Raw genomic sequence first — 25,624 nt, forward strand, 5'->3', positions numbered from 1 at the left:
TACACCCACACTACATTTCTCCCAGCCCTGCGTAAGGGAAAAATGCTTTCCGCAGCGCCTCAAAGCCGTAGTCCTGGGCCACGCCCACGGCCAGAATCACCAGCTGAATGGCCACCACGCCATCGAGATGCAGGTAGCGGTTTTGCTTGTAAAGCAGCAGCCCGATGCCGCCTTCGCTTTGGTAGAGCGTTTCGACCAGCGTAATCAGCGTCCAGATGATGGCGAAGTTTTGGCGCACTACTTCGAGCATGTCGGCGAGCTTGCCGCGCACCATCACTTCCCAGAAGCTGCCCCACTCGCCCAGGCCCAGGGTGCGGGCGTGGTCCAGCTCCTCCTGCGTGGTGCCCAGGATAACGCGCGTCATGCCCGTAACGAGGTACACCGTGGCCCCGAATACCAGCACCGAGAGCTTCACCTGGTGCCCCGAGCTGAGCAGCAGGGCCATAAAAAACGTGAGCCCCGTGAGCGTGAGATAGCGCAGCTTGGAGGCCGCAAACGCCAGCGGCCGGAAAAACGGCAGCGCCGTGAGGTACGAAATCAGCAGGGCCAGCACCGTGGCAATGCCCAGCGCTTGGAAGGCCGTGAGCAGGCTGGCCCACAGCTCTTGCAGCAAGCCCTGGCCCGTGATGAGGTCGCCGAGCGCCCGCATTACCTCGCCCAGGCTGGGGAATAATTGGAGCGGGAAGAAGAGCCACAGCGCGAGCAGGGCCAGCACCTGGCCCGCCATGAGGGCGGCCAGCGTGGCGCGGCGCGGGTGGGCGTTGGGGGTGGGGCTGCTAGTTGCCCAGCACCACTTCCACGCGGCGGTTCTGCGCTTTGCCGGCTTCCGTGGCGTTGGTGGCTACCGGCTCGGCGGCACCGTGAGCGTACACCTGCACGCGGCCCTGGGGGAAGGCGCTGGCACTTTTAGCTTGCAGCCAGTGGGCCACGGCTTCGGCGCGCGACTCGCTGAGCTGCTGGTTCTTAGTGGCGTCGCCGGTGTTGTCGGTGTAGCCGTGCACGGCCACTTTGAGGCGGCCGGCTACCACGAGGTCGTCGAAGAGCTGGCTGAGCTCGCGCTGGGCGGCGGGCGTGAAGGTGCTCTGGCCGGTGGTGAACTCGATGTTCCAGGCGCGCTTGCTCACGCTGCGGCGGATTTCATCGTCGGCGGCGAATTGCGGGGTTTCGGCCGGGGCCAGGCTCTTACCTTTATACTGGGCTTGCAGCTTACGCAAGGGGCTCAGGTCAAGCATTTTGGCCAGGGGCACGTAGCTGGGTAGCTCCTTGGGGTAGAGCTTGCTCTGCACGTCGCCGAAGGTTTTGTACACGGCGGCGTAGATGTTGGTGCCGCCCTCGTCAAGACCAAACAAGCTCAGGTTGTCGCTGAAATTGAAGGCTTTGCTGCCGCCCAATTCCACCACCTGGCCGGTGCGGTCGGCCTCGCTAGTGCCCTTGTAGTACTTTAGCCAGTAGGCGCCGGGCTTGTCCTGGTCGCCGTAAACCTGGGCCGAGATGTCGGCGGCGCGGGTCAGGGCTTCGGGATGGCTTTTTACCTGGTCGCCGGCTACGGCGAAGGCGGTCATCAGGCTCAGCACGGCGGGCTGGTGGGCATCGTACCAACGCTTGGTGGTCACCATGATGTTGGGCATCTGGTTGGAGTAGTCTTTGGTGCTCACGATGTTAACCAAGCCGCCCTTTTGCTTGGCGATGTTCACGTCGCCGGGCGTCCAGGTGGCCACGGCGTCGGCTACCACGTCCACGCTCACGCCGGTGCGGTGGCCGCCCACCACTTTCACGCGGCTCTCGGGCTTGCCCACGATGTACTTTTCGGCGGCCACCAGGAAGTCGCTGGCCGCCATGAAGTTAACGGCTTCGGGGTCGTAGGTGGTTTCGTCGGGGTTCACTTTTAGGCCGTTGTCGGCGCACCATTTCAGGGCAATATTGTGGTCGCCATCGCGCAGGTAGCAGGCCACCGTTTTGCCGAGGGCCGCCTTGGGGTTTTCGAGCCACTCCTTGGGGCCCATCAGCTTATCTTCGCCAAAGCTTTTACCTACCGAGTAAGGAATAATCTGGAGCTGAGTACCAGCCTTTTGCAGCTGGGCTTGCACGGCTGAGAAAGCCGGCAGGCCATCGCCCATGATGCTCACAATCAGGCCCGGCGTCTGCGGGTCGCTTTGCAGGTCGAGGGCGTTTTTCACCAGGTCAGCCTGCATTTTCGACACGTCGTCCTGGCGGTTTATCTGCATGTCGATTTTGTTGGCGGCCAGGGCCGAGCCCTGAGTGGTGCGGGGGCCGCCGTTGGCGAGCATCCCGGCCATCTGGGAGTTCCAGGCCATCACTTCCCACACCACGGGCGTGCCGTTTTCGGCGGGGGCGGTGCCGGGCAGTGGGGCCAGCGGCACCACCAGGGTAGCGTGGCTGCCGCCGGGCGCGGCCGGCAGCTCAATCGAGCTGAGCAACACTGACTGCGTATCGGCCTTTTGGAAAAATTTATTACTGGCAATCAGTTTGTTGATGCCGAAGTACAGGAGCACGAAGAAGATGGTGCCGAGTACGATTTTACCGCGAGTTGTCATGGAAGTAGCGCGGACTTTCAGTCCGCGAATAGATTAAATTGTTGAATGAAAGGGGGCTAGCGCCGGGCCGGGCGGGTCGCGGACTGAAAGTCCGCGCTACAGCAGCACGGCGCAGAGCAGCAGGGCCAGGCAGCCACTAATCAAGCAGGCTAGAATAGGCATCATCGGAGCGTTGTTTAGTGGCGGCTACGGAGGTGGAAGCGGGGGCTTTGTCGGTGGTGAGCAGGGCGTTGAAGTCGCCTTTCTGGTAGCGGTCGAGCAGGCGCTGGCCTTTTTCGCTCATCACGCCATTCTGAATATCCATCTCTTTCACAAACTCTTGCGAGTAGCGCATGGCCTGCTTTATCTGACCGAGTTGCTGGGCCATGTCCTGGGCCACGCGGTCGGTAGCCAGGTCGAAGAAGTACTTTTTGTCGGGGTCGCCGCGCAGGATGTTCATGGCGGCGCGCATGCCCGAGCTGGTGCGTTTCACGAGCTCGTATTCGTCTTTCAGCAGGCCGACCTTGAACTTGCTGCCGTCAATCTGGCGCAGGGCGGCTTTCAGAATCTGGCGCATGACCACGCTCACGTTGGCGGTGGTGGTGGCCATGGGTTGCAGGCGCTGGTTGTAGTCCAGAATCTGGGCGGCGCGGCTGGCGTAGGCTTCGGCGGCGTCCTTTTCGTTTTGGCGGGTGGCCGAGTCGGCCAGGGCTAGGTACTCCTTCATCTGGGCGTCGTTGGTGGCCAGCTTGCGCTTCACCAGCTCGTGGGCGCCCTCGATGTGGCCGATTTCGCCTTCCATCTGGCGGGCCTCCTTCTCGGTGTTCGAGATGTAGTCCTCCATGATGCCGATGGGGTCGGTGTTGACGAAAATGCCCGCCGCCGTGCGCAGTATCCGCTGCCCGGCGTACCAGAGCCCGGTCTGAATCCGCTTGTTGGTGACCAGCAAAAACAACCCGAACAGCACGCCCAGCCCGATGCTCAGCTTCACGCTATTGAACACAATATCAACGAGATAAGGCACGAGTTGACCCCAGTAATAGACGCCGGCCGCGGCCGCGCCGCCCAGCACCACCCAGCCCGCTACCTTCTCGGGCTGCTGCCACTTGGGCAGGGTGGGGGTGAAAGGAGTAGGAAGCAAAGTTTTCATGGTATTGGCAGGTTGATAAGTGAGAGATGCGTACTCAATGCCAAGACCAGTGCCGAAACCTTGCTGTTAACCCTTATTTTTGGTTAACTATTTGATTAATAGGTACTTAATAAAAAATCCCGCCTGGCCAAAGGCCCGACGGGATGCTGATTTTTTCAAAATGGAAAGCCTTTTTTGCTAAAAAGGAAAAGCGAAGAAGCCATTAAAGCTGACCAAAGCGGTAGCGCAGGCCCAGGGCCCCGGCCAGTGAGGGAGGCGATTCGAGCCGGCTCAGCGGCGAGTTGAGCGTAGCGTCCAGCACGGCATCTAGGTGCGGAGTGCAGCGGTAGCGGGCACTAAGGCCGGCCGTGAGCTGCCCCACTGAGTAGCGGTAGGCGGAGGTGTTGGTGCTGCTGGAGAACACCGCGCCCGTGCCATCGAAGGTAGTGTATTGGTAGCTGGTGGCCGCCCGCTCCTTCTCCAGGGTAAAGCCGCCGAGCAAGTCAACTTGCAGCCGGTGCGTGGCGCGGCGCGTGAGCGTGTAGCGGGCCAGTAGCGATAAGCTGGTGTGGTACCAATTGGCCTGCCCGAAATACTGGTGCCTGGCAACAATCGCCCGCGGGTCCTGCTCCACGAAGCTTAGGGTGCCGTAATCGAAGGTGTCTTGCTTATAGGCCAAGCCCGCCTGCACCGCCAGGCGCGGCAGTAGCTGGTAGCCCGCCGTAAGCTGCACCGGGGCCCGCAGCTCGCGAAAGGAGTTGCCACCAATGCCTTGGTAATCGCTGGCGTAGGCCGCCAGCCCCACGTAGTAGCGGCCGTAGGTGGGGGCAGTTGCCTGCTGAGCCACCCCGAGGAGCGGGCTGCCAAGTAGTAGTGACGGTAGAAATAGGTAGCTGATTTTCATAAAGCTTAAGTTGTAGCGTTAGCAAGCGGCTAAAGATATACCAATTTCTACGCTTCTGGCCCAAGTCTCTTGAAAATTAACCACTTACTAGGAGATTGCCTACGCAGCCGGAATGCAGGATAAGCTTCAGCTTGCCGGCAAAATAACGTACTATGCTGTTCAGTAATTAGCTGTACGATAGTCCTTGCCACTGGCAAGCTAAAGCTTACTCTACAGTCCAACTTTAAACCCTTTCAAAACCAAAAAGCCCTACCTGCGGGATGCAGGTAGGGCTTTTCAAGCTTTAGGTTAGAGACCTAATTGCTGGGCTTTCGCTTAGCGGCGGGCTTTCTTAACGGGAGCCTTCTTCTTAGCGGGGGCCTTTTTGGCCGGAGCTTTCTTCACCGGGGCCATTTTGCCCTGGGCGCGCAACTCAGCTACCGTGGGGGCGGCACCGTACTTCACCTCGGCCGAGTTGGCCTCACCGGTGAGGAAGGGGTCGAAATCCACGCGGCGGTTCAGGGCCTGGCCAGCAGCCGTAGCGTTGTCGGCAATCGGCTTGGTTTCACCGTAGCCACGGGCTTCGATGCGGTCAGCGGGGATACCCTTGCTCAGCATGTAGGCCCGGGCCGATGAGGCGCGGTCGTAGCTCAGTTTCAGGTTGTAGGCGTCGTCGCCCTTGCTGTCGGTGTGGCCAGCGATGCTGAGCGAGTAGTCGGGGTACTCGTTCAGAATCTGCACCATCTGCTGCAATTTCGGGTACGAGCTCGGCTTCAGGGTGGCCTTGTCGAAGTCGAAGTTGATGTACTTCGTGGCCTCTTTCAGCACCTTCTGCGTCTCGGCCTTCATTTCGGGGCAGCCTTTGTTGCTGGCGGGGCCGGCACGGTCGGGGCAGCGGTCCATGTAGTCGGGCACCCCGTCGCCGTCGCGGTCAAGCGGGCAGCCGTTGGCATCGACCTGCGTGCCAGCCGGCGTGTTGGGGCACTTGTCCAGGTAATCCGGTACTTTATCGCCGTCGGCGTCAAGCGGGCAACCCGAGGCATCGACGCGCACGCCAGCCGGGGTGTTGGGGCACTTGTCGTCGTTGTCAGCCACGCCGTCGTTGTCAGCGTCGGGGCATCCTTGCAGGGCCGCGAGGCCCTTCACATCGGGGCACTTGTCCTGGTAGTCGGCTACGCCGTCGCCGTCCGTGTCAATCGGGCAACCGTTCAAATCCACCTTCACGCCAGTCGGCGTGCCGGGGCACTTGTCCTTCTTGTCCGATACGCCGTCCATGTCCTCGTCCTTGGCTTTACCCAGGTTAGCCCGCAGGCCAGCCGAGAAAGTCAGGTAGCGGTCCTTCTTATTCCAGAAGGTGGTGGCGTTGTTATCCACCCCGTCGAGGCGGGCATCACTGGTTTGCATGTACGACTGGCTGGCCTGCAGGAACAGGATAGCCGACTCGCCCAGGTGAAAGTCCAGACCCCCACCAATCTGGCCGGTGAAGGTGCCGAAGCGGGTGAAGTTATTCGGTCCGGTCGGCGTGGCGTAGCGGTCCGTGGTTACCCAGGCAAAGCCTGGCTCAATCAGCACGTAGGGGTGCAGGAAGAAGGCATCGTTGATGGGCGCCTTAATCTTGAAGCCCAGGCCCGCCCCGTAGGTCTGCGCCCGGAAGCGGCGACCCGCACTGTTGAACTTACCTTCATCGGCAGGGCTGCGCAGGCGGGTATAGTCCAAGTCAAGTTTGATATCGAGCACCTTGCCGATGTAGCGGGTGATGTCGATACCCCCGCTGTAGGGCATGTTTTTGAACTCGAAGAAGTTGTTGCCCAGGTCGCCGCGGTACTGCGTGGCGTTGGCGTGCAGGCCAATAGCCGTTTTGCGGTCCGCCGTCTGGGCGTTGGCTGTGGACGCAGCGGCCAGCAGGCCGAGTCCGAGTAGGGTAGCTTTAGAAGCTAGATGGTTCATATAAACCGGGGTAATTGGTAAGAGGAAGCAAGCTTTTAACTAACCCAAAGTGGCACAAGACTGGCATAGGGTTGGGCGTTAAACGGGCTAAGTGGCCCGGAGGATATGTTTTCGTCTAAAAATCGCGCTACTTTATCCGCTTTTACGGCTACTTCGCTACTTGATTCAGCAAGTTCACCCCCACTAGCCGGCACATTCAGCGCCCACTTTGGCACGTTCGCATAATTGGCAGAAATAGCCTGTTTTTGCGCTTCAGCGCGGCGCAATGCGGGGGGCGTGGCCGTAGCTTCACTGCCAGAACCGGTACCTTAACCCGCGTTTTTTGTTTGTTACAGGTATGCGTTCGCCGGTTGTGTCTTCTGCTGCTAGTCCGCCCCGCCGGCCCAAGCTTGGCCAGGCCCAGGCCCACATCGTGTTTTCGCGGCGCACGTACCTGCTCATTACGCTGGCCGTTTCCATCGCTTTTGGGGTGTTGGTGCTGCCCTCGGCCATCTTGCCGCGCAAGCACACCAGCGTGGGCGAGGTGCTGCTGACATTCTTTAACACAGTACTGATTTTTGAGGTGCAGTTTGGGTTTCACTATTTGCTGCGCTACGGCCACAACCCGGTGCGGCGCTGGCTGAGCCGGCAACCGGGGCGCACCAACCGGCTGCTGCGGCTGCTGCTTATCATGCTGGGTACCAGTCTGTACAGTATAGCGCGCCACTACGGCGACTGGCACCTGGGCATTCGGCTGGATAATAATCCGCTGGGGGTAACCCTGGCGGTGGTGCTGATTGTGACGATGGTGGGGGCCTCCTTCCAGCTGGCTATCGAAATGGTGGAAAACAGCCGCTACCTGGCCCTGGAAAACGAGCTGCTGAAGCGCGCGCAGCTGCAAGCCCGCTACGAAAGCCTCAAGCAGCAGCTGAGCCCGCACTTTTTGTTTAACTCCCTCTCCACCCTCGGTGAGCTTATTCACGACGAGCCCGCCGCCGCCGCCCTCTTTGTGGAGGAAATGGCCCAGGTGTACCGCTACCTGCTGCACCACGGCGAGCAGGCCGCCGTGCCGCTGCACGAGGAACTGCGCTTTTTGCGCTCGTACATGTACCTGCTGCAAATGCGCTTTGGCGAAGGCATTCGGCTGCACATCGACTTGCCGGCCGCCATTCAGCACCGCCTGGTGCCGCCGCTGGCCTTGCAGCTGCTGCTCGAAAACGCCGTGAAGCACAACACCGTGAGCCGCCGCCAGCCCCTGGTCATCGACCTCGATTTTGTGGCCCCCGCCACGCTGCGCGTGCGCAACACCCGTTCGCCGCGCCTCACGCCCGAGCCCAGCAGTGGCACCGGCCTGCGCAACCTCACCAACCGCGTGCGGCTGCTCAACCAGCAAACGCTGCTGGTGGAGCCCACCGCCGCCAACTTCTTCGTGTACCTCCCCTTACCCGCTTAGCCCGCCGTGTTAACTATCCTGATTGTTGAAGATGAGCTGCGCCCGGCGCGGGCCTTGCAGCGCCTGCTGCTCAGCGAGCGCCCCGATGCCCAGGTGGTGGCGCACCTCGAATCTATTGCCGATGCCGTGGCCTGGCTGCCCGCCCACCCAGCCCCCGACCTCATCCTGATGGACATTCACCTCTCGGACGGCAGCAGCTTCGAGATATTCCGGCGCGTGGAGGTTACGAGCCCCGTCATCTTCATCACCGCCTACGACGAGCACGCCCTAGAGGCCTTTCAGGTCAATGGCATCGACTACCTGCTCAAGCCCATTGGCCGCGAGAGCCTGCAGCGCGGCCTGCACAAGTTTGAGGCCCTGCAACGGCACTATACCAGCACGGTGGCCCCCACGGCCGGGGCCCTGCCCGGCCTGCCCGCACTGCTACGCACCATGCAGCAGCTCAGCAGCGCGCCCGCCCACCCCAGCAGCTGGCTGGTGCCCCACAAGAATAAGCTGCTGCCCATTGCCGCCGCCGACGTGGCGCACTTCGTTATCCGGCACGGCGCGGTGCACCTCACTACGCTGGAGGGCCAGCAATACCCCCTCGACAGTAGCTTGGAAGAGCTGGAAGCCCAGGCCGACCCCCAGCAGTTTTTCCGGGCCAACCGCCAAGTGCTCTTCGCCCGCGCCAGCGTGGTAGCCCTGGAGCCCTACAGCAACAGCCGGATGCTGGTGCACCTGCAACCCCCTGCCCCCGAGAGCGTTATCGTGCCCAAGCTGCGCGTAACCGAGCTGCGCCGCTGGGTGAGTGCCGGCTAGGCGCGGGGCCGGCGCGCCGCCGCTACCAGGCCCCCAGCAGGCGGCGCACCAGAATGATTTCGCCGGTGTGGTAGGCCGCGTGGTCGCCGATGAGCAGGGCCTCGCGCAGCAGGCTCTGGCCGGTGCCGTGGGGCAGGGGCGCCAATAAATCGGTAGCGGGGTCTTCGAGCAGCTCGATAAACCGCTGCTGGTCAGCTTCTATTTGCTGAAGGGCGGCCTGCCAGCCGGCCTCGTCCGCGCCGGGCGTGGGGCTGGGCCAGTAGCCGGCCGGCCACTCGGGTGATACGTGGGCGGGGTCTACGCAAAACTCCACAATGTCGTGCTGCGCAATGCGCACGTGCTCAACTAATTGCCAGATGGTGTAGGGCAGGCTGGGCACCACCTGGTTGCGCAGCGGCGCGGGCAAGTCGGCCACGGCCTGCTCAAACGGGACGTGGGCATTGCCGCCGGCCAGCAGGGCAGTCAGCTCGGCCACAAGGGCGGCGCGGGTGGGGTCTTTCATAAAGCAGGTAGCAAAATCCTATCTACGCAACCCGCCCGAAAACAGGTAGTCGTGTCGTGGAGCGGTTTCGGAGCTGGTGTACAGTAGCAGAAGTAGCGCGGACTTTCAGTCCGCGGGTGGAATAGCCAGTTCACTCGCGGACTGAAAGTCCGCGCTACTGTACCCGACTCAAAAACCGTCTTAGCGCTGGCCAAACCGGTAGCGCAGCCCCAGTGCCGTAGACCCTGGGAAGCCCGAATTCTGGCCCCGCATAAAGCTGCGGCTGAGCGTCACGTCCAGCACGGCTTCCAGCCGCTGGCTAAAGCGGTAGCGGGTGCTGAGGCCGCCCGTGAGTAGAAAATTGGTGAAGCTGTAGTGGTCGTCGTAATTTGTAGTGACGATAACGTTTTGCAGGCTGTCGCTATCGGTGCGGGTGATGTGGGAGTTGGCTCGTGCGTATTCGAAAGTGAGGCCGCCCAGCACGTCGAACTGCACGCGGTGCGCAGGCTGGCGCGTGAGGGTGTAGCGGACCAGCCCGCGCACCGACGTTTGGTAGTCGCTGCCGTGCGATGAATAGGCGAAGTAATAAGGCAGCCCCGGCGCAGCCCCTGAGTAAAAAGACTGGCTCGTATTGACGTAATCGTACGTTTTCTGGCTGTAGGCCACGCCCAGCTGCACCGCCAGCCGGGGCTGCAGCTGGTAGCCCAGTGTAAGCTGCACCGGCACGGTAGTGCCGCCGTAATAAGTGCCACCCAGGGGCTGAAAATCACTGCTATACGCTGCCAGGCCCACGTAGTAGCGGGGCAGCGCAGCAGTAGTTTGGGCGCGGCCCAGCAGGGGGGAGCCTACCAAGAGCGCGCAGCAAGCCAGTCGAAAGGCAGTCATTGGAAAAAGGAAGAATACGTGAATTACAAGGAAGAAGCCCTGCAACGCCCAAGGGTTGCAACCTACCCGTAATGATAGCCCCGAAAGCTAGCCAGCCGGCCCCGGCGCGGGTAAATTTGCGCTGCCCATGAACGACCCCGAAATCCGCGCCCGGCTCTACCCGCTGCTCCTGGGGGGCGTGCACATCGATGAGCTGCCCACCGGCACTACCCGCGCCGATGTGGTGCACATCACGCCTGCCTTCATGCACGGCTACGAGGTGAAGGGCGACGGCGATACCCTGCAACGGGTTAAAAATCAGCTCAAATGCTACGGCGAGGTCTATGACTTCGTCACGTTTGTAGTCACCGAAAAGCACCTGGCCAAGCTGCTGCCGCTGCTGCCCGCGTGGGTGGGCATCCTGGTGGCCCCGGCCGAGGGCACGGCCCTGCGCCCGCACCGCGAGGCCCGCTACAACGCCACCGTGCAGCGCGCCCCGCTGGCCGCCCTGCTGTGGGTGGAGGAAATAAAGCAGTACCTGCTGGCGCTGGGGCTGGCCGGGGCCAGCACGCTGCGCCAGCGCGAAATAGCGCAGTTTCTGCGCACCACCCACACCGTGCCGCTCTCGGGCCTGGCCCAGTACGTGCGCGAGCGCCTCATGGCCCGGCTGCCCGAGCGCCTGCTGCTGCGCGAGGCGCGCCGCGCCGAGCGCGCCCGGCTGGCTGGCATCCGGGCGCGGCGGCGGGCCGGGCGCAAGCGAACGTAACGCACCATAATTCGGTATAAGCCGCAGCTTACCCCGTAACTTTCGGATAAAATCCGCGTCGATTATATTTCGCTATGCAAGAAAAGCAACTGCCCTTGGCCGCCCTGCCCCGGCTGCCGAAGGCACCCACCGGCATTGAGGGCCTCGATGAGATAACCGAGGGCGGCCTGCCGCTGGGCCGCCCCACGCTGGTGTGCGGCAGCGCGGGCTGCGGCAAAACGCTGATGGCCATTGAGTTCCTGGTGCGCGGCGTGGAGGAATTTGGCGAGCCGGGCGTGCTCATGACCTTTGAGGAAACGGCCGACGAGCTGGCCGACAACGTGGCCTCGCTGGGCTTCGACCTGCGGCAGCTGCAAGCCGACAAGCGCCTGCGCCTCGACCACGTGCACATCGACCGCTCGGAGATTGAGGAGGCCGGCGAGTACGACCTCGACGGCCTGTTTATCCGCCTGGGCTACGCCATCGACTCCATCGGGGCCAAGCGCGTGGTGCTCGATACGGTGGAGGCCCTGTTTTCGGGCTTCGACAACCAGGCCGTGCTGCGCTCCGAAATCCGCCGGCTGTTTCGCTGGCTCAAGGACAAGGGCGTGACCACCATCATCACGGCCGAGCGCGGCGAGGGCACCCTCACCCGCCAGGGCCTGGAAGAATACGTGTCGGACTGCGTGATTTTACTCGACAACCGGGTCATTGACCAGATAACCACCCGCCGGCTGCGCATTGTGAAGTATCGCGGCAGTACCCACGGCACCAACGAGTACCCCTACCTCATCAGCGAAGACGGCTTCTCGGTGCTGCCCGTGACGTCGCTCAAGCTGGAACATGCTGTTTCTGATGAGGTTATCTCCTCGGGGGTGCCCGGCCTCGATGAGATGTTTGCGCGCCGGGGCTGGTACCGGGGCAGCAGCGTGCTGCTCACCGGCACGGCCGGCACCGCCAAAACCACCCTGGCCGCCGCCTTTGCCCTCGAAACCTGCCGCCGCGGCGAGCGCTGCCTCTACTTCGCCTTTGAGGAGTCGCCGGCCCAGCTGCTGCGCAACATGCGCTCGGTGGGCTTCGACCTGCAACCCTACCTCGACCAGGGCCTGCTGCGCATCGACTCGTCGCGGCCCACGCTCAACGGCCTGGAGCGCCACCTCGTGACGCTGCACCGGGTGGTGGCCGAGTTCAAGCCCCAGGCCGTGATTATCGACCCCATCAGCAACCTCATCTCGGTGGGCAGCATCAGCGAAGTGCGCAGCATGCTCACGCGCATGATTGATTTTCTGAAAATTAACAACGTAACGGCGCTGTTTACGGCGCTCATCAGCAACCGCAATGGCCAGCTCGAAATGGCGGAGGAGGGCGTGTCGTCGCTGGTCGATACCTGGATTTCGGTGCGCGACCTCGAAGGCATCGGCGAGCGCAACCGGGGCCTCAGCATTCTCAAATCGCGCGGTATGGCGCACTCCAACCAGGTGCGCGAGTTTATCATGACCGGTACGGGCGTGCACCTGCTCGACGTTATCATTGGCCCCGCCGGTATTATCACCGGGGCGGGCCGCCTCACTCAGCGCATTCAGGAAGAAGCCCAGCGCGTGGTGCAGCAGCACGAGAGCGACCGCCGCGACCGCGACCTGGAGCGCAAGCGCCGCATGCTCGAAGCCACCATCACCAACCTGCGCGCCGACTTTGAAACCGTGGAGGACGAGCTGCGCCGCATCAGCCACGAGGAACTCACGCGCGGCACGGCCCTGCGTGAGGGCCGCACGGCCCTCACGCAGGGCTTGTCGGCCGATTATTTGGCCAGCCAGCCCAACACCCAGCTTTAGGCGCCGTATTCTCTCGCAGTTATGCATTAGTTATGATGGAAATAGAGGAACAACTGCTTGCTACCCCCCTGCCCGGCCCCGGCGAAACCTGGGAGCTGCGCCTGTACGTGGCCGGCCAAACGGCCAAGTCGATTGCGGCCCTGACCAACCTGCGCCGTTACTGCGAGCAGCACGTGCCGGGCAAGTATCAGCTGGAAGTGATTGATTTGCTGCAACATCCGCAGCTGGCTGAGGGCGACCAGATTCTGGCCATTCCCACGGTGGTGCGCAAAATGCCGGAGCCCATCCGCCGCGTCATCGGCGACCTCTCCAACGAGGAGCGCGTACTTGTGGGGCTTGACCTGCGGCCCACCCACTTGTAGGCCGTGCTAATGGATTTGCTTGCCCCGCCCGAAGAGCCTGCCTACGAATTTTACCTCTACGTGACCGGCGCCACGCCCAATTCGACACGGGCGGTGCGCAACATGAAAGAGATTTGCGAGCAGTACGTAGCTGGGCAGTACACCTTGCGTGTTATTGATATGTATCAGCAACCTGAGCTGGCCCAGGCGGCGCAGATCGTGGCCGCACCCACGCTGGTGCGGCGGCGGCCGCTGCCCCAGCGCCGGCTGGTGGGCGACCTTTCCAACCGCGCCGCCGTGCTCACCCTGCTCGGACTCGCCCACCCGCTGCCCCCCACCGCATGACCCCCACCGCCGCCGAGCTGGCTCGCGAAAACGAAGAGCTGCGCCAGCAGCTGCGCGAGGCCGAAGAGCTGATTGAGGCCGTGCGCACCGGGGCCGTGGATGCGCTGGCCATTCAGGGGGCCGAGGGCCCGCGCATTTTTACCCTCGAAAGCGCCGACCACGGCTACCGCACCCTGGTAGAGCAAATGAGCGAGGGCGCGGTGCTGCTCGCCGCCGATGGCTTTGTGCTGTACTGCAACGCCGCCCTGGCCCAAGGGCTGGGCTGCGCCCAGGCCGACATGCTGGGGCATTCCTTCACCGAGTTTGTGCCGGCCCAGTACCTGGCCTACTGGCTGGGTCTGTGCCAGCAGGGCTGGCTGCGGCAGGTGCGCGGCGAAATGCCCCTGCAAAGCTGCCACGACGGGTCGCTGCACCCGTTTTCGGTGTCGATGAATGTGCTGACATTCAGCGGGGCCCCCACGCTGGCCGTGCTGCTGGCCGATGTGTCGGCGCGCAAAGAGATATCGGCCATCCGCTCGATGGTGGTGCAGCAAAATGCGCTGCTCGACCGCAAAAACGAAGAGCTGCTGCGCCAGCAGGCCGCCCGCGTGGCCATTGAAAAAACGGCCGCCGAAGTGGGCCGTATGCTCGAAGGCATTCCGCAGATAGCCTGGACGGCCGACCTCCAGGGCCGGACGACCTACCTCAACCAGCGCTGGTTCGACTACGTGGGCGAAAATGCTACCACGCCGGAGCAGTTGGCCAGCCGCATTCACCCCGACGACTTTGCGGTGTCTTTTCGCAGTTGGGAGCATAGCTTAGCCACCCAGCAGCCCCTGGAGCTGGAATGCCGCATCCGCAACCAGACCGGCGACTACCGCTGGATGCTGGGCCGCGCCCTGCCCTCGCGCAATGAGGCAGGCGAAGTGGTGCAGTGGATTGGCACCTACACCGACATCCACGCCCACAAGCTGGCCCAGGAGCGCGTGGCCCAGGCCCAGCGCCTGCTGCGCGACAACAACGAGGAGCTAACCCGCGTGAACGTGGACCTGGACAGCTTCATCTACACCGCCTCGCACGACCTCAAGGGGCCCATCACCAACATCGAGGGCTTGCTGCAAGCCCTCACCGACGAGCTGCCCGTGGAAGCTCGGCTGCGCCCCCCGGTCAACGATATTATGGGCATGCTCACCAAGTCGGTGACCCGGTTTCAGCGTACCATCGAGCAGCTCGGCGACGTGGCTAAGCTCCAACGCGAACACGGCCTGGCCGTGGTGCCGGTACCCTTATCATCAGTAGTACAAGGTGTTAGCCTCGACCTGGCCCCGCTGGTGCGCGCCAGCGGCGCGCAGCTCGACGTGGAGCTGGCCGACAACGCGGCGGTGCGCTTCCTTGAAAAAAACCTGCGCAGCTTGGTGTACAACCTGCTCAGCAATGCCCTCAAGTACCGCGACCCCGCCCGCCCGGCCCGCGTGCAGCTGCGCGCCCGCCCCGATGGCCAGTTTATGCGTCTCACGGTGCAGGATAACGGCCTGGGCATTGACCCCGCCGGCCAGCGCAAGCTTTTTGGCCTGTTCGAGCGCCTGCACAACCACGTGGAGGGCAGCGGCATTGGCCTGTTTATGGTCAAGAAAATGGTGGAGAACGCCGGCGGCCGCATCGCGGTGGAGAGCGAGGTGGGCGTGGGCTCCACGTTCACGGTGCTGCTGCCGCAGTAGGCGCGCGGTGGTAATTTCGTAGGAGTGACCCCCGCCCCCGCCGCGCCGCGCAAAATTATTCACCTCGACATGGACGCGTTCTACGCCTCCGTGGAGCAGCGCGACGACCCGGCGCTGCGCGGCCGGCCCCTAGCGGTGGGCGGCACTCGCGAGCGCGGCGTAGTGATGGCCGCCAGCTACGAGGCCCGCGCCTACGGGGTGCGCTCGGCCATGCCGGCCAGCACCGCGCGCCGCCTGTGCCCCGAGCTGCTGTTTGTGCCGCCGCGCTTCGAGGTCTACAAGGAAGTGTCGGGTCAGATTCGCGAAATATTTGCCGAGTACACGCCCCTCATCGAGCCGGTGGCGCTCGATGAGGCCTACCTCGACGTGACCCACAACCTCAAGCACTTACCGCTGGCCAGCGAGGTGGCCCGCGAAATAAGGGCGGCCATCTTGGCGCGCACCCAGCTCACGGCGTCGGCGGGCATTTCCTACAACAAGTTTTTGGCCAAGCTGGCCTCCGACTACCGCAAGCCCAACGGGCAGTACGTGATTCCGCCCGGCCGAGGGCTGGCCTTTGTGGAGCGGCTGGCGGTGGGGCAGTTTCACGGCATTGGGCCGGCCACGGCGGCGCGGCTGCACGCGCTGGGCATCTTCACCGGGGCCGACCTGCGCCAGCAGCCCGAGGCACTGCTGCGCCAGCACTTTGGCAAGGCCGGCGGCTACTACCACGCCATTGCCCACGCCGAAGACCACCGCCCCGTGCAGCCCGACCGCCCCCGCAAGTCGGTGGGGGCCGAGATGACGTTTGCCCAGGACCTGCACGCCTTGCCCGACCTCCTGGCCGCCCTGCTGCCCGTGGCTGCCAAGGTGTGGGCCTACTGCGCGCGCGCCGGCCAGTCGGGCCGCACCGTCACGCTGAAGGTAAAGTATGCTGATTTTCAGCAAATTACCCGCAGTCGCAGCGTGTCGGTTCCGGTGCCCGATGAGGCCGCTTTGCTGCGCACCGGCCAGGAGCTGCTCACCGCCCTGTTGCCCCTGCCCAAGGGCGTGCGCCTGCTGGGCCTGTCGCTTTCGAGCCTGGGCGGCGAGGAGCCGGCGGCGGGCCCCGGCGGGCAGCTGGCGCTTTTTTAGTGATTGAAATTCAGCGAGTTAAATAGGGCATCAGGCAGGCCGCAGGGGCTAGCCGCCGGCTCCCTGCGGCCGTACGATTGAATTACTGCTGCGCGCGGGCTGCTTCCCTGCGGTCTGCCTGACGTTCTTTTGCACTGTTTATTACCCACTGCTCATTACCACCCATGTCTGCCATTCAAGAAATCGAACAGCTGGAGCGCCGCCGCTTCGATGCCCAAATTGCCCGCGACCTGCCCACGCTGGCCACCATCTTCGCCGACGACCTCATCTACACCCACTCCAACGGCCACCAGGATGGCAAGGCCAGCTACCTGGCCTCCATCGAGAGCGGCCAGAGCCGCTACGATAAGGTTGATATAGAGGCTATTACCGTGCGTCCCTACAACGACGACCGCACGGCCATCGTCAACGCGCTCATTCAGATTGACCTCGGCCCCGGCGCCGATGGCCAGCCCAGCTTCACCCGCATCAAGTACGTGGTGGTGTATATTAAAGACGAGGCAAAAGGGTGGCAGCTAGTACTTTGGCACGCTCAGAAGCAAGCTAGCTAACCGTAGCGCGAAGCTTCCGCTTCGTGCGCGAGCGCAGCGAGCATCTGGGGCCTAGTGCCGCCAGCTTGCGCACGAAGCGGAAGCTTCGCGCTACGGTGCCCAGTAGGTGTAGGGCCATTGTTGCCAGTCGTTTGTAAGGCCTGCTTTCACCGGGTTATTCACCACATAGGCAATTACCCGTTCCAATTCCTGGCCGTTACGCACCACGTGGTCGTAGCTCTCACGCTGCCAAAAATGGCCGGTACGCCCTAGTAGGGCATTGGCCGCGCGGCCGGTATAGCCCTTCAGGGATTGCAGCGTACGAGCCAGCGAAGGAGCATTATCGGGTAGGCATACAACGAGGTGCACGTGGTTGGCCATCAGGCAGTAGCAAACCAGCTGGTAGTTGCGCCCATCGCTAAAATGAAGCGCCTGCTGTACCAGCTGCGCAATGGCCGGCTGCCCGAGCCATACCGGGCCCGCGTGCGCCGCATCTAATTGCGCGTCAAATTTGCCGAAGTAGCGTCGTTGCCGGGCGTAAGTCGCAGCTTCATCATCTGCCCCTGGCACCGCGGCAAACTCTTGTTGCAGTGCGGTCATCATCTCCAACGGGAGAGAGCCCGCCAGCCGAAAAGTAACGAAAATCGTTTCACCCGGCGGCAGCCGATGAGGAAGGTTACGCTGGTAATAAATGAGCACAGCCGCAAAGTAGCGCGAAGCTTCCGCTTCGTGCGCGAGCAGGTGGTGTGTGGCGTCGTCCGGTGCACAGCCGCGAAGTAGCGCGAAGCTTCCGCTTCGTGCGCGAGCGTAGCGAGCATCTGGCGTGTGGTGTTGTCCTTATACCGCCTGCTCGCTGCGCTCGCGCACGAAGCGGAAGCTTTCGCGCTACTTCGTGGGTCGTCCGGTGCCGCCTGCTCGCTGCGCTCGCGCACGAAGCGGAAGCTTCGCGCTACTTCGTGGGTCGTCCGGTGCCGCCTGCTCACCGCGCTCGCGCACGAAGCGGAAGCTTCGCGCTACTGCACGCGCAGCGTCAGGCTGGAGGCGTGGCCCGGCTCGTGGTAGATGCGGATGGTGGCTTTTTGGAAATCCTTGGCCTCGGCCGTGGAGATATTGACGAATTGCTGCGGGTTGCGGTCCACGAGCGGAAACCAGGTGCTTTGTACCTGCACCAGGAGGCGATGGCCTTTTTTGAAGGTGTGCAGCACGTCGTTCAATTCGTATTTTACCTCGGTGGGCACGTTGGGCTGGAAGGCTGCGGGCCTCTCGAAGCTGTTGCGGAAGCGGCCCCGAAATACGTCGGCCCGCACCAGGCGCTGGGTGCCGGGCAGGGTGGTGTTTTCTTCCGCGGGGTTGGGGTCGGGTACGTCGCCGGGCAGCACATCGATGAGCTTCACCACGAAGTCGGCGTCGGTGCCCGAGGTGCTCACCCAGAGGTCAACGCCCAACGGGCCGGCCACGGTGAGGTCCTGCGCCAGGGGCTCGGTTTGGTAGGTGAGCACGTCGGGCCGCTCGGCCGCAAAGCGCTGGTCAGCAATCATGTACTCATTAGTGCGGCTGCTGAGGATGCCGGGGGCGTAGGGCACCGGGTGGGCCGGGTCGCTCACGTATTCGTCGGCGGGCGCGGCGGTGGGGGCGGTAGTCAGCTGGCCCGCGCCGCCCAGGTAGTAGGGGCGGGGCTGCGCGCTGGCTGGCGGCCAGGCCGGATACATTTTCCACTCGTTGCTGCCCGTGTCAAATACCGTGGCTTCGGCCACGTTAAAGCTGCCTCTGTCCTTTAGGTAGTAGTTGAAAAACGGCGTTTCCAGGGTGCGGCGGTAGTATTCGGCGGTGTTCTGGCCGAAGCTGAGGGGGCCAAATTTGCTCCAGTTGGGGCGGCTCCAGGCGCCGTGGGTCCAGGGGCCCATCACGAGGCGGTTGGTGGCGCGGGGGTTCTGCTTTTCGATGCTTTGGTAGGTGTGCAGCGCCCCAAAGAGGTCCTCGGCGTCGTACCAGCCGCCCACGACCAGCACGGCGGGTTTTACGCCCGTGAGGCTGGGGCGGGTGTTGCGCGCCTGCCAGTAGGCATCGTAGGTGTCGTGCTGCAAATACTCATTCCAGATGCGCGCCCGGCCGTTGAAATACTTGGTCGAATTAGCATTTTTGAGCGGCCCCAAATCCAGGAAAAACTGGTAGGCATCGGCAATCTTCAAGGGAAATAACTCCTCGTACTTGGCCAGCGGCTGGGGCCGGGGCACGTCGAAAGAGTTAGTAAAGTCGAAGTTATCGAGCAGAAAAAACGCGCCATTGTGCCGCGCATCGTCGCCCATAAACTCATCCGTAACCGGGGCCTGGGGCGACACGGCCTTGAGCGCCGGGTGGGCCGCCGGCAGGCTGGCCGTGGCGTAAAAGCCTGGGTACGAGATACCCATGATGCCCACGCGGCCGTTGTTGCCGGCCACGTTTTTGAGTAGCCACTCGATGGTGTCGTAGGTGTCGGTGCTTTCGTCGTGGGGCGCGCTTTTGCCCTTGGGGGCTTTGCCCCGGCGGCTGGCGGGTAGGGCGGGCGTCATTTCCTCAAACTGCCCTTCGCTGAGGTAGCGCCCGCGCACGTCCTGGTACACAAAAATGTATTTTTCCTGGCTCAGCTCGCGGCTGGGTCCGGGGCCGCGGGTGAGGTAGGTGTCGGCCCCGCGCGGGCCGGCCGAGTAGGGCGTGCGCTCCATCAGGAAAGGGTAGGGGCGGGCCTTGCTGGCATCGAGCGGCACGTAGAGGATGGTGGCCAGCCGGGTGCCGTCGCGCATGGCAATGAGCTGCTCCACCTTGCGGTAGTTCTGGCGCACAAACGCAGAATCCTGCGCGCGGGTGGGCGGCGCGGGGGCCTGGGCGGCGGCGGGCCGGGCAAGGGCGGTGGCCAGCAGGGCAAGGCCCGCGAGCAGCCGGCCAGAGGAGGAGCGAAGCATAAGAAAAGCCGCGCAAAAGTGGGCGCGGCCCGGAAAGTAATGCCAACCAGGCCTTTGCCAGGCCGCCCGCCGCCACGTGGGCCGAAACCCGCGCGGTAGCTAGTAGTTTTAGCGGCACAAAGCAGCCTTTCCCTACCCTTTTCCTTTTATGGCTTACCAACCCAACCCCGCCCGCTACGAGGCGATGGAATACCGCCGCTGCGGCCGCAGCGGCTTGCAGCTGCCGGCCGTGTCGGTGGGCCTGTGGCAAAACTTTGGCGAGAAAGATGCGCAGGCCAACTGCCGCGCCATTTTGCGCACGGCCTTCGATGCGGGCGTTACGCATTTCGACCTGGCCAACAACTACGGCCCGCCCCCCGGCGCGGCCGAAGAGATGTTTGGCCGCCTGCTGCGCACCGATTTTCAGGCGTACCGCGATGAGCTGATTATCTCAACCAAGGCGGGCTACGGCATGTGGCCCGGCCCCTACGGCGACGGCGGCTCGCGCAAGTACCTGATGGCCAGCCTCGACCAAAGCCTGCGCCGCATGGGCCTCGACTACGTCGATATCTACTACCACCACCGGCCCGATTCTGACACGCCTGTGGAAGAAAGCATGGGTGCCCTCGACGCGCTGGTGCGCCAGGGCAAGGCCCTGTACGTGGGCCTGTCGAGCTACTCGCCCGCCGAAACGCGCCGCGCCGTTGCCGTGCTGCGCGAGTTGGGCACGCCCTGCCTCATTCACCAGCCCAAGTACTCGATGCTGGTGCGCGACCCCGAGCAGGGCTTGCTCGACGTGCTGGCCGAGGAGGGCGTGGGCTGCATCCCGTTTTCGCCCCTGGCCCAGGGCTTGCTCACGGACAAGTACTTACAAGGCATTCCGGACGATTCGCGGGTGGCCCGCAACCTGGGCAACGGCGCGCTGGAAGAAAACCAGCTCACGCCCGCCAATATTGCCAAGGCCCAAAAGCTCAACGCTTTAGCCCAGGAGCGCGGCCAAACGATGGCGCAGCTGGCGTTGGCCTGGGTGCTCAAAGACCCGCGCATCACCTCCGTCATCATCGGTGCCAGTAAGCCCCAGCAGGTGACCGATGCCGTGGGCAGCCTGGCCAATTATCAGTTCAGCGCTGCCGAGCTGGCGCGAATTGAGGAAATTTTGCAGGGGTAGTTGTGCGGGTGGCTCGCCCTGCGTGGGCGCCTCACGGGACCCCTATGGGCATAGCCCCTTCTCCAAAAAGGAGAAGGGAAACTAGTTTTTAGTCTTAAAAAGCTGGAAAGCAGCACTATCTCCCCCTCTCCTTTTCGGAGGGGGGCCGGCCCCATAGGGGTCCCGTGAGGCGCCCGCGAAGGGCGACAAAACCAGAAATTAACGACTCTGGGCTAGGGTGAACCGCGTGAGGTACCTACGGCGACGTGGCCAGCTTGGGTACCGGAGTGGCCAAATCAGGAGCCGCGATTGTTGGCGCGGCAAACGGTGACCCCGGCAGCAGGCGCAACGTGGTATCGAGGCGCTGGGTGATGACGAATTGTCGAAGCTGGCGGCGCAGGGCTACCTGTTCCTGCCGCTGCTCCTGCTTCTGAAAAATCTTGACGCGGTACTTGCTGCGGGGCGCGTCGCGGGTCAGGTTTACGTAGCTGAGCTTGGGGTCGTGGCGGGTGGTCGATTCGCCGGCCTGGATGCGGGCGATGCGCTTGTTGTTGCTACCCAGGATGGCGTGCAGCGGGTTCATGCCAATGTAGAGGTCGGCGGGGCCGGCGAGGTCGTAGCGGCCATTTATTTGCAGCTCGGTGAGGTTGCTGTCGAGGCGCAGATTGGGGATGAGCAGCTCGCCCCGGCTCAGCACAAACTCGGTGCTGACGGGCTCAAAGAACAGGTGCCCGGTGCGCTTCTTGAAAAACTTGAAAGCGTCTTGCAGGGCCTCCACCTCAATCAGCTCCAGGTCGCGCAGGTCCACCTTGAGGTAGGCGTTGGTATTGTCGAGGCTGGGAATAAACTTCTCATCGAGGTCGGTGCGCAGGGCCACGGCGGCGCGCAGCGTGCCTTTTATATTTTCTTTGCTCAATACATTGAGGTTCAACGAAGTAGCCAGGTCGAAGAACGTGGGGAGCTGAATGTCTTCCAGCAGGGCCTGCACCCGCAGGGGGTGGTGGTGGCGGCCCGCGTTGGTGATGAGGCGGCCCCGCAGCGTCACGCGGCCGCCCAGGGTGTTCACGGTGCATTCGTCGAGCATGGCTTCGCCCTCCTGTAAGTGCGTTACCAGCTGAAAGCGAGTGCCTTGCACCGCGCCGTAGCTCACGCGGTCGGCCTCCACGCGCAGCAGAGCGGTAAAGCGGCCATCGGCGATGAGCGAGGTGCGAGCCGGGGTGCCCGGTGCCTGGCGGGCGGCCCGGCGCGAGGCCCGCTGGGCGCGCTGCGCCCGCCGGGCGGCCGCGGCCGCCGAGTCGGTGGCGGGCGGGGCCACGCTGGCCAGCATGCGCAGCAGCTCGGGCACGTCGAGGCTAGGGTAGCGCAGGTGCAGGCTGGCATCGGCGCTCTCAATGCGGAGGCCCGCCACCTGCACCGTGGCCGAGCCGCTGCCCACGCCGCCCTGCGGGGTCATAAAATACACGTAGGGCAGCCGCAGCATGGGCCCTTGCTTATCGAAGCGCAGGCGCATGTTGCGCAGCCGCTGGCCATCGGGCAGCACCAGCGAGTTGATTTCGTAGCTCAGCTTGCCATTGGCGGCCAGCAGCAGCTCGCGGATGGCGGGGCTACCCGGCGTCTTGGTCGAGCGCCGGGGCGGCCGCGACAACCGCTCTAGCAACGACTTGTAATTGAGCGTATCAAACTTAAAATCAATGTTATAGGCCACGGGCACCACGCGCGCGGAGGAGTCGGTGAGCCACTGGGCCTCGCCGCGCACCTCGCCGTCCCAGAGCTTGCCCCGGATGCCGCTGAGCTGCACGCGCTCGCCGTCGTGGCGGATGCGCACGGCCAGCTCGCGCAGGGTGTCGGTGGCCAGGGCCAGGCGGTCGCAGCGCAGGGCCACGTCGAGCAGCATACCGGGTGGCACCATGTGGCTGCCCAGCGTGGTGGCAATGCGGCGGCGGTCGGCCTGGTTGAGGCGGGTGCGGCGGCTGGCCTGCTCGTAGGCCGAGCTGCCGGGCGAGGGCCGCAGCAGCTGCCGCAAGCTGCTCACATCCAGCTCATCCACCGCAAAGCTGCCCTTGATGGTGGTGGTGGGGTGCTGGCCGGTGAAGTAATCGAGCAGGTACGTGGTGGTGGCCGAGGCCTTGAACTTCATGCCCGCCAGCATACCCGAGGCATTGGAGAGGCGCCACAGGCTGTCATTGAGGCCGATGCGCACGTTGAGGTTGCGCAGGCCGCTATCGTGGCCATTGAGCCGGAAGTCGGCATCGCGCAGGGTGGCCGTGCCGCGCACCGACAGGTTGCGCCGGAAATCGCCGCGCCGCAGCTGGCTCATCACGGGCAGCAGGCCCTTAATGCGCACATCGAGGTCGGCAATGCCGCGGCTGGCGTACCAGCGCTCGGGCGAGAGCAGGCCCATGAGGGCGGGCAGCGTGGTGCGCCCGTGCAGGCGGCCCTGCACGCGGGGATGCCGAAAATCGCGCAGCAAAAAAGCCATATCGAGCTGGCCGGCCGGCGAGTAGATGCGGCACTGGCTCAGGTTGAGCGACATCGTTTTGGGCAGGTGGGCGGGGCCGTTGTCGTAGGTGCCCTGCAAGTCCCAGCGGTCGATGCGCCGCGCCGAGTCGGGCCAGGCAATGCGGGCGTTGCGTAGCCCAAAGCGCAGCGTGACGCGGGGGCGCACCAAGGGCCCGCTTAGGCCCGTCATGCGGTAGTCTATCTGGGCCTTGCTGGGGCTGCGGGCCCCGTGCAAAATGGGGTGCAGCGTGGGCGGCAGGGCGGCGTGCAGCACGGCTAGCAGCGGCTGGCTGCCCGCAAAGCGCAGGTTGAGCACGGTGCCGGCCGGGGGCTGGTTGCCCACGGCCACGGCCGCCGTGTGGGTGCCGCTGATGCGGATGGTGTCACCGTTGAGCGTGGCGCGGGTGCGGGCAAAAGTGCCCTGGCGCTTCTCAAAATTGTACGTGTAATTCAGCCAGGCATTTACGGGCTCGTTGGTGAGCAGGTCGCCACTGCGGTTGTGCAGCTGCACGAGGCGGCCCGCAAAGCGCCCGTGCACCGCTAAAATGCCCTGGCGCAGCGTGGCCGCCACCCGCGCCTGGTAGATGCGGCCTCGTAAGATGCTCTGGGTAAAGTCGTTACGGGTGAATATCCCGAAGTTGTAAATAACAATGGAATCCAGGGCCAGGTCTATTTTGGGGGCCGGGCCGGAGGAGGTGCGCTTTTTGCCGCGCAGGCCCCAGCTGTGGCCCACCGAATCGACGCGCTGGCCAATGGCCACGTCGTGCAGGGTGAGGCGCGTTACCTGCACGCGGCGGTGCAGCAGCTCGCGCAGGTTGAGGCGCAGGTCGGCGCGGCCCAGGCGCATTACGGGCACGGCGCGGTGATGGGCCGTGTCGGTGAGGGTGAGGTGGCTGAGCGAGGCCGAGAGGTACGGAAAGTCATTCCACACCGAAAAATCAACTTCAAACGGGGCGAGCACCAACTCCGAGTTGTGGGTAAGCTGCTCACGCACAAGCCGTTTCACATAGGGGCGGGCGTAGTGGCTGCTCAGCAGCCAGCCGCCCAGCCCCAGGGCCAGCAGCAGTAGCAGCAAAACAACGCCCAGCACGCGCCAGAAGGAAAATGACCTCATAACAGCAAGCTACACTAGCCGGACTAATACGGCCGGTAACATACGTGGCCGGTCAGGCGTTCGGCTACATACGTGGCCACGCGGGTTGCAACTGGCCGCCCTGGCTTGGGGGCAGCGGGGCTAAGTTTACCCGGCTGGCCCGCGTGCCCACGACCCAAACCCCATCTTTGCGGTTGTTATTGCCTGCTAGCGTCTTCGCCTTTTTCTGCTGCTCCTATGAATCGTCGCGCCTCCATCACCGACTTGGCCAAGGCCCTGGGCCTGTCGCCCTCGACCATTTCGCGGGCCCTGGCCGACCACCACGACGTGAGCGAGGCCACAAAGGCCCGCGTGCGCCAGCTGGCTAAGGAGCTGCACTACCAGCCCAACCCCTTGGCCGCCGGCCTGCGCCGGGGCCGCAGCAACACGCTGGGCGTGATAGTGCCGCACATCACGGGCTACTTCTTTCCGGAGGTTATCCACGGCATTGCCAGCGAGGCCAGCGCGGCGGGCTTCAACGTCATGATTTGCCAGTCGGGCGAGGATGCGCAGCAGGAAAAGCAGATTATCGAGCTGCTGATGGGTGCGCAGGTGGCTGGCATTCTGCTCTCCTTGTCGGATGCTACCACTGATTTTGAGCACTTTGAGGCCGTGCGTCAGCAAGGCGTGCCGCTCGTGTTTTTCGACCGCCTGGTGCCAGGTTTCAAGGGCCCCAACGTAACGTCGGTGACGCTCAACGACTACCTCGGGGCCTACCAGGTCACGGAGCACCTCATCAAGCAGGGCTGCCGCCGGCTGGCGCATTTTACGGGCCCGCTGCACGTCAACATTCACCAAAACCGCCACCAGGGCTACCTCGACGCGCTGGCCGCCCACGGCCTCGTGCCCGACTCGCGCCTGGTGGCCTTCTGCGAGCTGAGCCAGCAGGGTGGGGCCGCCGCCATGCGCGGCCTGCTGCGCCTCTCGCCCACCCGCCGGCCCGACGGCGTGTTCAGTAGCAACGACCTGGCCGCCGTGGGCGCCATGCAGGTGGCCAAAAAGCTGGGTTTCCGGGTGCCCGAAGACGTGGCCATCGCCGGCTTCAGCAACGAGGTGTTCACCCAGCTCACCGAGCCCGCTCTCACCACCGTAGACCAGCGCTGCGAGCAAATGGGCCGCACCGCCGTGCAGCTGCTGCAAAAAATGCTGCCCAGTCCCGAGCACAAAGCCACCACCCCGCGCGGCATCGTGCTCAAGCCCAAGCTGATAGTAAGGGACTCGTCGCAGCGGCCCGGGTAGGTACGCGCCACGGCG

Annotated in this window: 21 protein-coding genes; 11 read left to right on the plus strand and 10 right to left on the minus strand. The window is 63.8% G+C overall.

What is annotated here, in order from left to right; genetic code table 11:
* Positions 1-10 precede the first annotated feature (10 nt).
* The 5 genes from QMK33_RS05570 to QMK33_RS05590 all read right to left on the minus strand — a co-directional run bounded on the left by QMK33_RS05570 (position 11) and on the right by QMK33_RS05590 (position 6,493).
* A complete protein-coding gene (locus tag QMK33_RS05570) occupies positions 11-727 on the minus strand; it encodes an ABC transporter permease (RefSeq protein ID WP_283563571.1) in 717 nt (238 codons plus the stop codon).
* A 49-nt stretch (positions 728-776) separates the two neighbouring features.
* Positions 777-2,555 (minus strand): OmpA family protein, encoded by a 1,779-nt coding sequence (locus tag QMK33_RS05575; RefSeq protein ID WP_283563572.1) that lies wholly within the window; start codon positions 2,553-2,555, stop codon positions 777-779.
* 136 nt (positions 2,556-2,691) lie between these two features.
* The gene (locus QMK33_RS05580) at positions 2,692-3,684 is read right to left on the minus strand and encodes a hypothetical protein (protein WP_283563573.1); all 993 of its coding nucleotides are present in this window, start codon (positions 3,682-3,684) and stop codon (positions 2,692-2,694) included.
* Between the two features lie 202 nt (positions 3,685-3,886).
* Positions 3,887-4,567 (minus strand): outer membrane beta-barrel protein, encoded by a 681-nt coding sequence (locus tag QMK33_RS05585; protein WP_283563574.1) that lies wholly within the window; start codon positions 4,565-4,567, stop codon positions 3,887-3,889.
* 315 nt (positions 4,568-4,882) lie between these two features.
* Entirely contained in the window at positions 4,883-6,493 is a 1,611-nt protein-coding gene (locus tag QMK33_RS05590; RefSeq protein WP_283563575.1) for an OmpA family protein, read from the minus strand.
* Positions 6,494-6,830: 337 nt separating this feature from the next.
* On the opposite strand from QMK33_RS05590, the gene QMK33_RS05595 reads away from it, so the two are divergent.
* Both QMK33_RS05595 and QMK33_RS05600 read left to right on the plus strand, forming a co-directional pair.
* The gene (locus QMK33_RS05595; protein ID WP_283563576.1) at positions 6,831-7,925 is read left to right on the plus strand and encodes a sensor histidine kinase; all 1,095 of its coding nucleotides are present in this window, start codon (positions 6,831-6,833) and stop codon (positions 7,923-7,925) included.
* Between the two features lie 6 nt (positions 7,926-7,931).
* Positions 7,932-8,726 (plus strand): LytR/AlgR family response regulator transcription factor, encoded by a 795-nt coding sequence (locus QMK33_RS05600; protein WP_283563577.1) that lies wholly within the window; start codon positions 7,932-7,934, stop codon positions 8,724-8,726.
* 22 nt (positions 8,727-8,748) lie between these two features.
* On the opposite strand, the gene QMK33_RS05605 is transcribed toward QMK33_RS05600, so the two are convergent.
* Together QMK33_RS05605 and QMK33_RS05610 are read right to left on the minus strand one after the other, a co-directional pair.
* Positions 8,749-9,228, minus strand: a complete 480-nt coding sequence (locus QMK33_RS05605; protein ID WP_283563578.1) for a DinB family protein — start codon at positions 9,226-9,228, stop codon at positions 8,749-8,751.
* Between the two features lie 180 nt (positions 9,229-9,408).
* A complete protein-coding gene (locus QMK33_RS05610; protein WP_283563579.1) occupies positions 9,409-10,092 on the minus strand; it encodes an outer membrane beta-barrel protein in 684 nt (227 codons plus the stop codon).
* Between the two features lie 127 nt (positions 10,093-10,219).
* Between QMK33_RS05610 and QMK33_RS05615 the strand changes: the two genes are divergently transcribed.
* The 7 genes from QMK33_RS05615 (at position 10,220) to QMK33_RS05645 (ending at position 16,695) form a co-directional block, all read left to right on the plus strand.
* Complete coding sequence (locus tag QMK33_RS05615) at positions 10,220-10,837, plus strand: sce7726 family protein (protein WP_283563580.1); 618 nt, start codon at positions 10,220-10,222, stop codon at positions 10,835-10,837.
* A gap of 74 nt (positions 10,838-10,911) precedes the next feature.
* Entirely contained in the window at positions 10,912-12,648 is a 1,737-nt protein-coding gene (gene kaiC / locus QMK33_RS05620) for a circadian clock protein KaiC (protein ID WP_283563581.1), read from the plus strand.
* 32 nt (positions 12,649-12,680) lie between these two features.
* Complete coding sequence (locus tag QMK33_RS05625; protein WP_283563582.1) at positions 12,681-13,010, plus strand: circadian clock KaiB family protein; 330 nt, start codon at positions 12,681-12,683, stop codon at positions 13,008-13,010.
* Positions 13,011-13,019: 9 nt separating this feature from the next.
* Positions 13,020-13,334, plus strand: coding sequence for a circadian clock KaiB family protein (locus tag QMK33_RS05630; protein WP_283563583.1), 315 nt, complete (start codon positions 13,020-13,022; stop codon positions 13,332-13,334).
* Positions 13,331-15,031, plus strand: coding sequence for a PAS domain-containing sensor histidine kinase (locus QMK33_RS05635; RefSeq protein WP_283563584.1), 1,701 nt, complete (start codon positions 13,331-13,333; stop codon positions 15,029-15,031). Before QMK33_RS05630 ends, QMK33_RS05635 begins: the two co-directional genes overlap by 4 nt.
* A 69-nt stretch (positions 15,032-15,100) precedes the next feature.
* Complete coding sequence (gene dinB, locus QMK33_RS05640; protein ID WP_502867050.1) at positions 15,101-16,144, plus strand: DNA polymerase IV; 1,044 nt, start codon at positions 15,101-15,103, stop codon at positions 16,142-16,144.
* A 164-nt stretch (positions 16,145-16,308) separates the two neighbouring features.
* Entirely contained in the window at positions 16,309-16,695 is a 387-nt protein-coding gene (locus QMK33_RS05645) for a nuclear transport factor 2 family protein (RefSeq protein ID WP_283563586.1), read from the plus strand.
* A 90-nt stretch (positions 16,696-16,785) separates the two neighbouring features.
* Here the strand turns inward: QMK33_RS05645 and QMK33_RS05650 are convergent, their stop codons facing one another.
* Positions 16,786-17,373, minus strand: a complete 588-nt coding sequence (locus tag QMK33_RS05650; protein ID WP_283563587.1) for an REP-associated tyrosine transposase — start codon at positions 17,371-17,373, stop codon at positions 16,786-16,788.
* A 314-nt stretch (positions 17,374-17,687) separates the two neighbouring features.
* Complete coding sequence (locus tag QMK33_RS05655; RefSeq protein WP_283563588.1) at positions 17,688-19,613, minus strand: CocE/NonD family hydrolase; 1,926 nt, start codon at positions 19,611-19,613, stop codon at positions 17,688-17,690.
* A gap of 148 nt (positions 19,614-19,761) precedes the next feature.
* Between QMK33_RS05655 and mgrA the strand changes: the two genes are divergently transcribed.
* Positions 19,762-20,760, plus strand: coding sequence for an L-glyceraldehyde 3-phosphate reductase (gene mgrA, locus QMK33_RS05660; RefSeq protein WP_283563589.1), 999 nt, complete (start codon positions 19,762-19,764; stop codon positions 20,758-20,760).
* A 235-nt stretch (positions 20,761-20,995) separates the two neighbouring features.
* Here mgrA and QMK33_RS05665 read toward each other — a convergent pair whose 3' ends face one another.
* Positions 20,996-24,352 carry an AsmA-like C-terminal region-containing protein gene (locus QMK33_RS05665; RefSeq protein ID WP_283563590.1) on the minus strand — a complete coding sequence of 1,119 codons (3,357 nt, stop codon included), beginning with the start codon at positions 24,350-24,352 and terminating at the stop codon, positions 20,996-20,998.
* Between the two features lie 216 nt (positions 24,353-24,568).
* Here QMK33_RS05665 and QMK33_RS05670 point away from each other — a divergent pair, with 216 nt between their 5' ends.
* Positions 24,569-25,609 (plus strand): LacI family DNA-binding transcriptional regulator, encoded by a 1,041-nt coding sequence (locus QMK33_RS05670; protein WP_283563591.1) that lies wholly within the window; start codon positions 24,569-24,571, stop codon positions 25,607-25,609.
* Positions 25,610-25,624: the final 15 nt, after the last annotated feature.

It is taken from the genome of Hymenobacter sp. H14-R3 (assembly GCF_030063445.1).
GTDB lineage: Bacteria > Bacteroidota > Bacteroidia > Cytophagales > Hymenobacteraceae > Hymenobacter.

What these genes read in the sequence shown, in the direction of transcription:
- QMK33_RS05570 (WP_283563571.1), bottom strand. Translation starts at nt 727, where the DNA reads ATGGCGGGCCAGGTGCTGGCCCTGCTCGCGCTGTGGCTCTTCTTCCCG.
- QMK33_RS05575 (WP_283563572.1), bottom strand. Translation starts at nt 2,555, where the DNA reads ATGACAACTCGCGGTAAAATCGTACTCGGCACCATCTTCTTCGTGCTC.
- QMK33_RS05580 (WP_283563573.1), bottom strand. Translation starts at nt 3,684, where the DNA reads ATGAAAACTTTGCTTCCTACTCCTTTCACCCCCACCCTGCCCAAGTGG.
- QMK33_RS05585 (WP_283563574.1), bottom strand. Translation starts at nt 4,567, where the DNA reads ATGAAAATCAGCTACCTATTTCTACCGTCACTACTACTTGGCAGCCCG.
- QMK33_RS05590 (WP_283563575.1), bottom strand. Translation starts at nt 6,493, where the DNA reads ATGAACCATCTAGCTTCTAAAGCTACCCTACTCGGACTCGGCCTGCTG.
- QMK33_RS05595 (WP_283563576.1), top strand. Translation starts at nt 6,831, where the DNA reads ATGCGTTCGCCGGTTGTGTCTTCTGCTGCTAGTCCGCCCCGCCGGCCC.
- QMK33_RS05605 (WP_283563578.1), bottom strand. Translation starts at nt 9,228, where the DNA reads ATGAAAGACCCCACCCGCGCCGCCCTTGTGGCCGAGCTGACTGCCCTG.
- QMK33_RS05610 (WP_283563579.1), bottom strand. Translation starts at nt 10,092, where the DNA reads ATGACTGCCTTTCGACTGGCTTGCTGCGCGCTCTTGGTAGGCTCCCCC.
- QMK33_RS05615 (WP_283563580.1), top strand. Translation starts at nt 10,220, where the DNA reads ATGAACGACCCCGAAATCCGCGCCCGGCTCTACCCGCTGCTCCTGGGG.
- kaiC (WP_283563581.1), top strand. Translation starts at nt 10,912, where the DNA reads ATGCAAGAAAAGCAACTGCCCTTGGCCGCCCTGCCCCGGCTGCCGAAG.
- QMK33_RS05625 (WP_283563582.1), top strand. Translation starts at nt 12,681, where the DNA reads ATGATGGAAATAGAGGAACAACTGCTTGCTACCCCCCTGCCCGGCCCC.
- QMK33_RS05630 (WP_283563583.1), top strand. Translation starts at nt 13,020, where the DNA reads ATGGATTTGCTTGCCCCGCCCGAAGAGCCTGCCTACGAATTTTACCTC.
- QMK33_RS05635 (WP_283563584.1), top strand. Translation starts at nt 13,331, where the DNA reads ATGACCCCCACCGCCGCCGAGCTGGCTCGCGAAAACGAAGAGCTGCGC.
- dinB (WP_502867050.1), top strand. Translation starts at nt 15,101, where the DNA reads ATGGACGCGTTCTACGCCTCCGTGGAGCAGCGCGACGACCCGGCGCTG.
- QMK33_RS05645 (WP_283563586.1), top strand. Translation starts at nt 16,309, where the DNA reads ATGTCTGCCATTCAAGAAATCGAACAGCTGGAGCGCCGCCGCTTCGAT.
- QMK33_RS05655 (WP_283563588.1), bottom strand. Translation starts at nt 19,613, where the DNA reads ATGCTTCGCTCCTCCTCTGGCCGGCTGCTCGCGGGCCTTGCCCTGCTG.
- mgrA (WP_283563589.1), top strand. Translation starts at nt 19,762, where the DNA reads ATGGCTTACCAACCCAACCCCGCCCGCTACGAGGCGATGGAATACCGC.
- QMK33_RS05665 (WP_283563590.1), bottom strand. Translation starts at nt 24,352, where the DNA reads ATGAGGTCATTTTCCTTCTGGCGCGTGCTGGGCGTTGTTTTGCTGCTA.
- QMK33_RS05670 (WP_283563591.1), top strand. Translation starts at nt 24,569, where the DNA reads ATGAATCGTCGCGCCTCCATCACCGACTTGGCCAAGGCCCTGGGCCTG.